At 72.2% G+C, this 11,797-nt stretch carries 6 protein-coding genes; 3 read left to right on the top strand and 3 right to left on the bottom strand.

Features of this window, described 5'->3' with window-relative positions:
* Positions 1-77: 77 nt before the first annotated feature.
* From GA0115259_RS27035 to GA0115259_RS27025, 3 genes are read right to left on the bottom strand one after another with little or no spacing between them, the layout of a single operon-like run.
* Positions 78-1,259 (bottom strand): ATP-binding protein, encoded by a 1,182-nt coding sequence (locus tag GA0115259_RS27035; protein ID WP_093601878.1) that lies wholly within the window; start codon positions 1,257-1,259, stop codon positions 78-80.
* Positions 1,260-1,291: 32 nt separating this feature from the next.
* Positions 1,292-6,343 carry a hypothetical protein gene (locus tag GA0115259_RS27030; protein WP_093601876.1) on the bottom strand — a complete coding sequence of 1,684 codons (5,052 nt, stop codon included), beginning with the start codon at positions 6,341-6,343 and terminating at the stop codon, positions 1,292-1,294.
* The gene (locus tag GA0115259_RS27025) at positions 6,340-7,242 is read right to left on the bottom strand and encodes a DUF4132 domain-containing protein (RefSeq protein ID WP_093601874.1); all 903 of its coding nucleotides are present in this window, start codon (positions 7,240-7,242) and stop codon (positions 6,340-6,342) included. Before GA0115259_RS27025 ends, GA0115259_RS27030 begins: the two co-directional genes overlap by 4 nt.
* Before the next feature lie 175 nt (positions 7,243-7,417).
* Between GA0115259_RS27025 and GA0115259_RS27020 the strand changes: the two genes are divergently transcribed.
* The 3 genes from GA0115259_RS27020 to dnaG all read left to right on the top strand — a co-directional run.
* Complete coding sequence (locus GA0115259_RS27020) at positions 7,418-8,737, top strand: deoxyguanosinetriphosphate triphosphohydrolase (protein ID WP_093601872.1); 1,320 nt, start codon at positions 7,418-7,420, stop codon at positions 8,735-8,737.
* Positions 8,738-8,983: 246 nt separating this feature from the next.
* Positions 8,984-10,318 carry an NAD(P)/FAD-dependent oxidoreductase gene (locus GA0115259_RS27015; protein WP_093601870.1) on the top strand — a complete coding sequence of 445 codons (1,335 nt, stop codon included), beginning with the start codon at positions 8,984-8,986 and terminating at the stop codon, positions 10,316-10,318.
* Positions 10,319-10,423: 105 nt separating this feature from the next.
* A partial coding sequence (dnaG, locus tag GA0115259_RS27010) for a DNA primase (RefSeq protein WP_107469269.1) occupies positions 10,424-11,797 on the top strand: 1,374 nt, incomplete at its 3' end.

The raw sequence follows: 11,797 nt of genomic DNA, 5'->3' as shown, positions 1-11,797 counted from the left end.
CCTCGTCGCCCGGCCGACCGGCCCCGTCGCCCGCCAGGCCGGCCTCGCCGCCCACCCGGCCGGTCCCGTCGTCCCGCTCAGCCCAGCTCATGGCGCAGCTCCCACAGCGTCCGCCACAGCGGAGCGCCCGCCTCCGCCCGGCGCCGTACCGGACCGTCCCAGTAACCCAGCAGCCGCGCGTGGTCCGCCGGATCGTCCTTGCGCACCGTGCCGAGCAGATGGCCGGGCAGCGTACGGACGACATCCCGGCCGTCGCCGAGATACGCCGCGCCGAGCCCCATCGACGTGGCCACATGGACCGCCTCCGCCGTGGACATCACCGTGGAGGGACGCTCGATCTCCCAGCCCTCCGCGCTCCGGCCCGTGCGCAGATCCCGGAACGCGGTGACCAGCGCTTCGAGCACCGTGTCGTCCACCGAGAACGTGGCCCCGCCGCGTACCAGCGCCGCCGTCGCCTGGCTGCGCACCAGCGCCGTCTCCGCGTCGAGGTCGTCGATCGGGCCGACCGTCTCGAAGTTGAACCGCCGCTTCAGAGCGGCGGACATCTCGGAGACGCCCTTGTCCCTGAGGTTGGCGGTGGCGATCAGGGTGAAGCCGGGCACCGCGTGCACCGTGCCGTCCCCGTCCTCCCCGCCCGCCAGCTCGGGCACGGACATCCGACGCTCCGACAGGAGCGAGACCAGTGAGTCCTGCACCTCGGGCAGACAGCGGGTCACCTCCTCGATCCGGGCTACCGCGCCGCGCGTCATGGCTGTGAGGACCGGAGAGGGCACCAGGGCCTCCCGGCTCGGTCCCTTGGCGAGCAGCATCGCGTAGTTCCAGCCGTAGCGGAGCTGGTCCTCCGTGGTGCCCGCGGTGCCCTGCACGGTGAGTGTGCTGGTGCCGCACACCGCGGCCGACAGCAGCTCGGAGAGCATCGACTTGGCGGTGCCCGGCTCACCGACGAGCAGCAGCCCGCGCTCGCCCGCCAGCGTCACCACACACCGCTCCACCAGAGCGCGGTCACCCACGAACTTCCGTGAGATCACGAGCTGTCCGCCGTCCGGCGCCCGCAGCGGCTCACCGTCCGTGCCGCAGACGAACAGCACCACCGCGCGAGGCGTCAGCCGCCAGCTCGGCGGCCTGGGGCCGTTGTCGTACGACTCCAGAAACGCCAGCTCCGTCGCGTAACGGTCCTCCGGCAGCTCAAGCTGCCGCCCGGGCCGCGCCCGCGCCGCCTCCGCCGCTTCCCGCGACAACGAGTCCGCGCTCGTGCCCATCCCCATCCCCATTTCCGGCCCCGTCCTCGTTGTCATCGCCGTCCTCCTCGGACGCTACGGCCCCGGAACTCCTCGAATCCCGGTGCGTCGCCCTCGGCGACCCGCCGCCACGCGGCTTCGAACTGCGCGGGCACCGGGCGGTCCGGCACCACGAAGCCCGGCCGGTCCCAGGGCAGCAGCGCCGTCTTCCAGTTCTCCGACGGCAGCCGAGGCGTCTGCTGCTCCAGCCAGCCGCCCGGCAGGAAGAGCGTCCGGCCCGCCCGCGCGCGCTTGGCTTCCACCACCAGATCGGTGGCGGCCAGTTCGGCCCGCGCCTTCTTCAGCCGGGCCGGCTTCCAGCCCGTCCACGCGGCCTGCTGACGGTCGGTCGGATCGGGCAGCGCGAGCAGCATCAGATACAGCGCCGCCGCGTCCTCCGAGAGCCCGAACCGCTCCGCCGTCTCGCCCACCAGCTCCGGCACTGTGTGCAGAGGATTCTGCTGTGCTCCCGGCGGGCCGTCCGCCGTGACCAGCTCCATGAACTCCTCGCTCAGCACCGCCCGCAGCGCCTCCAGCGAAGGAGCCGGGCCCGCCGTCGCCACCAGCAGCTTCAGATCCGGATGGTCGGGACCGCCCTCACCTGTCTCACCCCCGCCCGTCCCGCCCTGACTCGCCCCGCCCTCGCCCGTAGCGCCGGCCACCGGCAGCAGGGCCGCCGGCCGTACCCAGACCGAGTCCCAGTCCCGTCCGTACCGTGTCGGCGTCAGCACCAGCGCCGATGACAGCTCGGTGATCTCCTTCTCGCCGCCGCCGCGCTTGGGCGCCAGTCCGAAGGCCTCGCGCAGCCGCGGTGACACGGCGTCATACGCGGAGTCCCGGCTGACGCCCAGATCGAGCAGCAGCCCGGGATCGGCCAGCCGCTCCCGCAGCTTCCGCACCGTCTCCGGCAGGACGGCCCGCAGCGGATCGCCGTACGGCAGCCGGTACGCGAGCCAGCGCAGCGCGCCGACCGTGTCGTGGAGCCTGGATCCCGTCAGCGCCAGACCCGGATCCGCCGTCTCCAGCTCGCCGTCGACCAACCGCTGCTCGGTACGGCCCATGAGCCAGGGCTGACACTCGGGATTGAGCGCGTCATCCACGGCGGTGCCGCCGCCCATCTCGGCCACCATCGGACGGATGAGCGAGGCCGGAGTGGGCCGTCGCCTGCCGCGTACCGCCGTCCAGGCGCCCACCAGCGGTTCCACCGCGAAGCCCGTGGTCCACAGATCCGCCACCCGCGCCGGCTCACCGGGCAGCAGCAGGGCGGTGAACGCCCGCCGCTCCTCGACGCTCAGCGCCATCAGCGTGGCCACACCCACCTGCGCCTCGGCCTTTTTCGCGCCCAGCGGCTCCAGATACTCCGCGGACACCGTGCCATGGGCGTGATAGCCGGTCAGCCCGGGCGAACCGAGCTGGAACAGGGCGCCCGCCACCGGAGTGATCCCGACCTGTTCCGCGAAGTCCACCGCCTGCTCCGGGCGGTACGGCAGCGGTCCGCGCTCCCGCACCAGCTCCAGCAGCCGCCGCACCGCCGGCGCCCGCACCGGGTCGTCCGCCGCGCCCAGCACCTCGGACTCGACAACAGTGCAGCCGTCCCAGCCGCCGAAGGCGCCGGCCGGGTCGTACTCGACGCAGTGCCAGTACGCCTCCTTCTCCTCGTACCGCAGCCTGCCGAGGATCAGCAATCGCCGGTCTCCCGCGTGCCGTACCTCTCCGGCGCGCTTGTCCTCGGACTCCCCGGCGATCTTCAGCTCCACCGCCCGCAGCCGTCCGCGCGGATCGATCAGGAGCGCGTCACCGCCGCTCTCCACGGCCAGCGCCGAGTCGAGGAACTCCACAAGGGCGGCCCGGTGCTCGTCGGCGACGGCGGGTGAGGCGGCGCGCACCGCGAGTGCCGCCATTCCGGCCCCGCACAATGTCACCCATCCTTCGCTGAGGTCCTTGAGGGCCACCCGGCCCGGGACCGCGTCCGGCGCCAGCACCTCGGGCAGCAGCCGGATCTGTTCGATGATCGTCGTGCTGCCCTGCGCGAGCGGATGGTAGGAGTACCGGTACGTCGGCCGGGTGAAGCCGTCGCACGCCTCCTTCAGGATCCCGTCCTGTGCGTGCTCGACCTCCGGCTCCCGCGGTCCCTCGGCGCCCCGCCGTCCGCGCGCGGCCTGCTCGGCGAGCGTGCCGATCCGCTTGCCGTGGCGCGCCGCCTCGGCGACCACTCCGGCCACACCCGCCACCAGTCCCGGATGGGTGATCTCCGGCAGGATCCGGCGCACGGCCGTCTTCGCCTTCGTCCCTTCGGCGACGGCGGTGAGCAGCTCCCGGGCCCTTGCCTCGGTCACCGCGCGCAGCGCGGCCGAACCTCGCTCGTCCCGTGGCCGCAGCGCGTGCCAGTGGGCCAGCGGTGCCACGAGCGGCGTGCCCGCCGCGTACGCGCCGCCTCGGTCGCCCTCCTCCACCTCGGCGAGCTGGATACCCTCGGTGTCGTACAGCGTGACCGAGGCCGAGAAGCCACGTGTCTCCCGCGGATGCAGCACGGCGCCGCCCGGCAGCCGCAGCGGCGGTACGGGAAGGCCGTTGTTGAGGTGTTCGAGGCTCGCGCGCGGCGGCACCGGCACGGCGGGACTGCGGCTGCCGTCCACCGAACAGGCCGTGAGCGTCCGCTCCTTGGGGTCGTACGTCACCCACCAGCCGAGCAGCCCGTCCTTCGTGCCGAACGGCGAGGACTCCAGACCGGGCTGTACGGGAAGCAGTCGGCAGGCCCGCTCCAGCAGCCTCACGCCGCCGCCGGCCGGCGCCGAGTCCAGGGCCGAGTCGAAGAAGGCGGGCACCGAGACCCGGCCCCTGCGGGCCGACTCCGGGTCGTACTCCCACCACTGGTTCTCGTGCAGCACCCAGACGGAGATACCGTCGGAGGCCACTTGGCGGCGCTCTCCGGCGAACGAGGTGTCTCCCGCGTACACCGGCCGGCCGCCGTAGCAGCGACCGCCGCCGGACAGTTCGAGCGAGGGCACCTGGGAGTCGGTCCAGTGGTCGTGCAGCTCGCCCGTCGGCTTGAACACCTCGCTCGGACGGCCCGACCACAGGGCCCGGCGGTCGTCCCCGAGTCCGTTGGCGATCAGCCACTGGCCGCCGACATAACGGACCGTGATCGTGTCCCAGGTCTGGACCGACTTCGCGGGCAAGGGCAGCGTGCGCCGGTCGACCACGGCCGACGGCCCGACCGCCGCGACCTGCGTGTCGACCCGGACGAGCAGGGCCGGCCAGGCATCCCTGACGCGGTACCACCTGTCGCTCTGGTAGCCGTAACGCTGTCCCGAACCTCGCGGGCTGACCTTTCCGAGCCCGGGCAGCGCCTCCTCCAGCGCGGGCCAGCCCAGCTCGTCCAGGATGCCCGCCCGCAGTGTCCTCGCCAGGGCCGGAGCGGGCGAGACCGCCGTGATCCGCGCCACCGCCTCGGGCGCCGTGGCCAGCACGGACGGCGAGGAGAACCGGGACAGCCGCGTCAACAGGCCGTGCAGCTCGGGCAGTCCGAAGGGCCGCGCCAGATCGTCGGCCCGATCGTCCAGCCAGCCCACGAGCGCGCCGCGCAGCGCGGGATGAGCGGCGATTTCACGGAGCCGCTCCGTGGCGTCGCCCTGGTCGGCGAGCCGCTCCACACCTGTACGGATGAGCCGGGTGAACCGGGGATCGGAGGTCAGCGCCACGAGATCCCGGCGTCCCTCCTGTGCGTCGCCGAGCCAGTCGTCCAGAGCCAGATTCCAGGCGTCCTCCGGAGGACCGTCGACCGGCACGCCCCAGGCCAGACAGGCGTCCAGCAGATCCAGGTCGGCCATGACACGCCGACCGCGGCGGCCGAGCAGCCGTACCGGTGTGCCGTCGGCCACCAGCCGCTCGACCAGCCGCTCCACCAGGGCCAGTTCGGCGGGCAGCCGCTTGGAGCTGCGCCAGCCGCGCTGCCGGTGCCTGGCCCATGAGGACAGCCACTCGGCGGCGGGGACCGTACCGTCCACCAGCAGGTCGATCGCTCCGCACTGGTCCAGCAGAGCGAGCCAGGAGGCGTCGAACTCCTCATGACTGTCACCGCCCGTGGCAGGCAGCAGCGCCAGCAGCCGCTCCCGCACCGCGCGGTCCTCGGCCGCGACCGCCCGCAGAGCGGGCAGCGCCGACTTCCAGAAGCTCGCCGCCGCGCGGTTCATCGGGCCGGTGTGGATGATCTCCGCGAGCAGCGTCCGCTCCTCGGCCGCCGCGTCCAGACCCGCGCCCTTCGCGAGGCGCCGCAGATCCTCCAGCATGCCCGCGTACGGAGCGAGTCCGGCCGCGCAGCGCTCCAGCGAGACCGCCTTGAACTGGCTGTACGCCTCCTCGGCCGACAGCCGGTCCGTCAGCCCCTTGGCGTGCTCGCGCAGGGCCTTGCCGGACAGCGCGCCCGCGCCGGCGAACTCCAGGAAGACCTCCCGCAGCCGCTCCTCGTCCACCGCCAGCGCGTGCCGCTGCTCGGCCGCCCGCGCCTTGCCGAAGAACACGGACGCCTGCTGACGGGACTCGACCGCAAGGAAGAGCCGCGCCACCTGTTCGTAGAAGGTGGGCAGAAAGTGAGGTACGGAACGGTCCAGCCGCTCGCCGATCTCGTCGAAGCCCTCCTTCGCCAGGCCCGGTTTGGTGGCGACCTGCCGGGTGAGCCGCTCCATCTCCTTGACCACGGCGAGCGCGTGATGGCCGTTGTCCGGATCGTGTACGAGCGCCCAGGCGGGGAAGCCGAGCGACTGCCGCTTGACCCGACCGACCTCGACCGCCTCGGCCGCGCCGAATCCCAGATACTCCAGGGCGAGATCCTCCGCCGCGCCGATCGCGCCCGGCACCAGCCGGACCACGGCGCGCTCGTCCAGCGCGGGATGTCCGTACGCGCGTGCCGTCAGCGTGTCGCCCTCGGCGCCGCCGAGCGGCAGCACCGCCCCGGCCTCCAGCAGATCCTTCTCCTGCGCCTGCCCGTCCCGTGCCTGCCCGTTGCCTGCCTGCGCATCCCCTGTCTTCGTGTCCGACAGCGTCCCGCCCGCCAGTCGCCCGTTCACAGCGCCCCCTCCTCGTCGTTCTCGACCACACGGCCCGCGTACACCAGCGCGGCCATCCGCTCGCCCTCCGACCAGGCGACCGGCCCCACTTCGGCGGGCGGCAGCCGCCGCCCGGCCGCGTCACGCCACTCCAGCGAACCGGTCAGGGTCTCGCCGTCCGGATAGTCGTCACCCACCCAGTACGCCGCCTCCAGCTGCCGGCCGCCCTCCACCAGCGGGCACACCGCATAGCCGCCGCGCACCCGGTAGCCGAGCGAGACCGCGCGAGTCGTGGCGTGCCGGAGCTGTGCGAACTTCCCGTTGGCGTACGCACGCCAGTCCTGCGCGGGCGTTCCCTCGGGGGCGTCCTCGGCCGGTTCCGGCCGCCGCCACACCTCGCGGAAAAGCTGCTCGGCGCCCTGCTCCACGCCCAGCTCCGCGGCGAACTCCCGTAGCTCCGCCAGATCTTCGAGCAGTACCGGATGCGGAATCAGCACCGTGCCGGCCTCGGCCGGATCCAGCCGCACCGAGTCACCGTCCAGATCGACGATCCCCAGCCCGCGCACCGGATCCGCGTCCCGCAGAAATCCGGCGCGCGCGGTGTCCGCCGAACCGTCCGCGGCCACCGGCGCCACCACCAGATCCCGCAGCACCGACCGCCAGGCGGGATCCGGCCACACCCGCGCCAGCAGTGCCACCGGAACCGGCAGCGAACGCACCAGCCAGGTGTCCACCTGCTCCCGGCACTCCCGCTCGTGCCGCTCCAGCCACTCGGCCAACTGCCGCAGCCGTACCACCTCGGTGTCGTCCTTGAGCTTCGACGGCACCTGTTTCAATGTGCGGCCCGCGGCGTTGCGACACAGCACCCGCGTGCCGTCCAGCGCGACGGCATACCCGCCCGACGTTTCGATCCAGCCCATGGCAGGACCCCTCCCCGACCTTCCGGTTCTGAACGGGCATCACAGTAGGAGACCGGTCTGACAACGCCTTCGCACGGCCTGTGAGCCTGTGGAAAACCTCCGTACCGGCTCCCGGGACACCCGCCCGCCGCTCCGCGGACCACCGCACGCCACCCACTCCGGTTACCTTCGGTGCATGGCAGGCATTACGGGCACGACCCCGCCGCACTTCGCCACACCGACGGGCGGCTACGACGACGCGGCCACCGAGCGCTGGGCACCCGAGCCCGACAAGCGGCCGGGCCGCACCGCGTTCCAGCGCGACCGGGCACGCGTGCTGCACTCGGCCGCGCTGCGCCGCCTGGCGGGAAAGACCCAGGTGGTGACGCCCGGATCACGCAGCCAGGAGTGGGACGCCAGCCCTCGTACGCGCTTGACGCACTCCCTGGAGTGCGCGCAGGTGGGCCGCGAGCTGGGCGCCGCGCTCGGCTGCGACCCGGATCTCGTCGAGGCGGCCTGTCTCGCCCATGACATGGGCCACCCGCCGTTCGGCCACAACGGCGAGCAGGCGCTCAACGACTTCGCCGCGGACTGCGGCGGCTTCGAGGGCAACGCGCAGTCGCTCCGGCTGCTCACCCGTATCGAACCGAAACGGTTCGTCCGGTTCACGGAGACATCCGATCCGGTCAGTGTCGGTCTCAATCTGACCCGCGCCACCCTCGACGCCGCCACCAAATACCCCTGGCCGCGCGGTGCCCATCCCACCCGGCCGGACTCGCTCAAGTTCGGGGTGTACGAGGACGACCTGCCCGTCTTCGGCTGGGCCCGCGAGGGCGCGCCGGCGGACCGTACCTGCTTCGAGGCGCAGGTCATGGACTGGTCCGACGATGTCGCGTACTCGGTCCATGACTTCGAGGACGGCCTGCACGCCGGCCATGTCGTTCCCGCCGCGCTCTCCTCAGGAACCGAGCGGCGCGGAATCTGGGCGGTGGCGATCGGCCGCTATGTGCCACGGGACACCGACCCGCGGGAACTGTCCGCCGCGCTCGACCGGCTCATGGCGCAGGAGTGGTGGCCGCGCGGCTACGACGGCTCCGCCGTGGCGCAGTCCCGTCTCAAGGACGCCACCAGTCAGCTCATCGGCCGGTTCTGTCTGGCCGCCGAGGCCGCCACCCGCGAGGCGTACGGTACGGGCCCGCTCACCCGGTACGCCGCCGAACTGGTCGTCCCGCGCACCGCCCGGCTGGAGTGCGCGGTCCTCAAGGCCGTCGCCGACCGCTATGTCATGCAGCGCGCCGAACAGGAGGCGCTCCGCGCCGACCAGCGGATCGTCCTGGCGGAGCTGGCCGAGGCGCTCACGGCCCGTGCGCCGGAAGGGCTCGATCCGCAGTTCCGCGCGCTGTTCGACGCGGCTGCCGACGACCGTGCGCGCAAGCGCGTCCTTGTCGACCAGATCGCGTCCTTCACCGACGCGGCGGCCCGCTCCCTGCACACGGAGCTCACCGGCCGCGCCTGACGGCGAGCTTGTACGCGCGTCATACGCCGGTCCCGCGCATCATGAACGGGTGACGCTCGTGGAAGCCCTTGTGGAAGCCGTGGATCAGCGACATGCGCACCTCATGCCTCACCGCTCCCGGTCCGCGCCTGTACGAAAGTAGCCGGATCACAGCAGTGATACATGCCCGTGGAGCGCTCCCTCTTTCGCCATCACGCTCCGTGCGGGACGCTCGCAGATGGCGGCAGCACGAAGAGGAGGCATCAAGTGGTCGACGCACATCAGACTTTTGTCATCGTCGGCGGTGGGCTGGCCGGGGCGAAAGCCGCGGAAACCCTTCGTTCGGAGGGTTTCACCGGCCGGGTGATCCTCATCGGCGACGAGCGCGACCACCCGTATGAACGTCCGCCTCTCTCCAAGGGCTATCTGACCGGCAAGGAGGAACGGGACAGCGTCTTCGTGCACGAGCCCGCCTGGTACGCCCGGGCCGAAGTCGAACTGCATCTCGGCCAGACCGTCACCTCCATCGACCGGAAGCTGCGGTGTGTGCATCTCGGCGACGGCACCTCCGTGCGGTACGACAAGCTGCTGCTGGCCACCGGTGCCGAACCGCGCCGCCTCGACATTCCCGGTACGGACCTGGCCGGCGTCCACCATCTGCGCCGCCTCGCCCATGCGGACCGGCTGCGCCAGACGCTGACCGCTCTCGGCCGTGACAACGGCCATCTCGTGATCGCGGGCGCGGGCTGGATCGGTCTGGAGGTCGCCTCGGCCGCCCGTGGCTACGGCGCCGAGGTCACCGTCGTCGAGACCGCGCCGACGCCGCTCCACCATGTCATCGGCCCCGAGCTGGGCCAGCTCTTCACCGAACTGCACCAGGAGCACGGCGTACGGTTCCACTTCGGCGCCCGGCTCACCGAGATCATCGGCCAGGACGGCATGGTCCTGTCGGCCCGTACGGACGACGGTGAGGAGCATCCGGCCCACGATGTGCTCGCCGCGATCGGCGCCGCTCCGCGTACGGTCCTCGCCGAGGCCGCGGGGCTCGATCTCGGCGACCGCGCCCAGGGCGGCGGTATCGCCGTGGACTCCGCGCTGCGCACCTCGGACCCGGACATCTACGCGGCCGGTGATGTGGCCGCCTTCCCGCTCGCCCACCCGCGCCCCGGCCTGGGCGCCGGTCTCAGCGCCGGCCCGGGCTCAGGTCCGGGCGCCGCTCCGTCCGCCGTCCGGGTACGGGTGGAGCACTGGGCCAACGCCCTCAACGGGGGCCCGGCCGCCGCCCGCGCCATGCTCGGTCGGGACGTCACCTACGACCGCGTTCCGTACTTCTTCTCCGACCAGTACGACCTGGGCCTGGAGTACTCGGGATGGGCGCCGCCCGGCTCGTACGACCAGGTGGTGGTACGCGGCGATGCCGGAAAGAGGGAGTTCGTCGCCTTCTGGCTGAAGGACCGCAGAGTGCTCGCCGGGATGAACGTCAACGTCTGGGACGTCACCGAGGACATCCAGCGCCTGATCCGCTCCGGTGAACAGCAGGACCCCGACGCCCTCGCCGACCCGGGCGTCCCGCTCGGCTCTCTCGGCACCCACCACGGCTGACAACCGGGACCACCCGCGGCCATCCACAGCCGGCCGGCCACCACTGTCCACAGCCACTGTCCACAGCCGACGAACGGTGTCCGCCCGCCACCGTAGTATTCACGCGTGGCAGGCAGGATCAACGATGACGACGTAAAGGCGGTGCGGGACGCCGTCCCGATCGACGCCGTCGTGTCCGAATACCTCCAGCTACGCAGCGCGGGCGGCGGAAATCTCAAGGGCCTCTGTCCCTTCCACGACGAGAAGTCCCCCTCCTTCCAGGTCAGTCCGGGCAAGGGTCTCTTCCACTGCTTCGGCTGCCAGGAGGGCGGGGACACCATCGCCTTCGTGATGAAGATCGACCATCTCTCCTTCTCCGAGACGGTCGAGCGGCTCGCCGCCCAGGCCGGCATCACCCTCCGGTACGAGGAGGGCGGCTACAACCCGGCGAGCCAGCGCGGCGAGCGCACGCGGCTGGTCGAGGCGCACAAGATCGCCGCGCGGTTCTACGCGGAGCAGCTCGGCGGCGCGGAGGCCGAGATCGGCCGTACGTTCCTCGCCGAGCGCGGCTTCGACCAGGCGGCGGCCGAGCATTTCGGTGTCGGCTACAGCCCTGCCGGCTGGGACCATCTCACCCGTTTTCTGCGCGGCCAGGGCTTCAGCGACAAGGAGCTGCTGCTCTCCGGTCTCTCCCAGGACGGCCGCCGCGGCCCGATCGACCGGTTCCGCGGCCGGCTGATGTGGCCCATCCGGGACATCTCGGGCGAGGTGGTCGGCTTCGGCGCGCGCAAGCTGCGCGAGGACGACAACGGTCCGAAGTATCTGAACACGCCCGAGACCGCGATCTACAAGAAGTCCCAGGTGCTCTACGGCGTGGACCTGGCCAAGAAGGAGATCGCCAAGTCCAGCCGGGCCGTGGTGGTCGAGGGCTACACCGATGTGATGGCCTGTCATCTCGCCGGTGTCACCACCGCCATCGCCACCTGTGGCACGGCCTTCGGCGGCGACCACATCAAGATCCTCCGGCGGCTGCTGATGGACAACGGCAGCGCCCGGGTGATCTTCACCTTCGACGGCGACGCGGCAGGCCAGAAGGCCGCGCTGCGCGCCTTCGAGGACGACCAGAAGTTCGCCGCCGAGACCTATATCGCCGTCGCGCCGGACAATATGGATCCGTGCGAGCTGCGGCTCGCCAAGGGCGACGAGGCCGTACAGGACCTGGTCGAACCGCGCACGCCGCTCTTCGAGTTCGCGATCCGCCAGATCGTCTCGCGCTACGACCTGGAGACCCCGGCGGGCCGCGCGGCGGCCCTGGACGAGGCCGCGCCGATCGTCGCCCGGATCAAGAACGGTGCCTCGCAGCACGAGGTCGCCGTCCAGCTCGCGGGCATCCTGGGCATCCTGGACACCCAGTTCGTCGTCAAGCGCGTCGGGCAGATGGCGCGCTGGGCGCGCGACCGCGGCGGCCGTGGACCGGCCGCGCCGCCCGGCTCCCGCGCC

The organism is Streptomyces sp. MnatMP-M17, from assembly GCF_900091995.1.
Taxonomy (GTDB): Bacteria; Actinomycetota; Actinomycetes; order Streptomycetales; family Streptomycetaceae; genus Streptomyces.
Note: the sequence above shows the minus strand (reverse complement) of the source record. Positions and strands in the feature narration are given on the sequence as shown.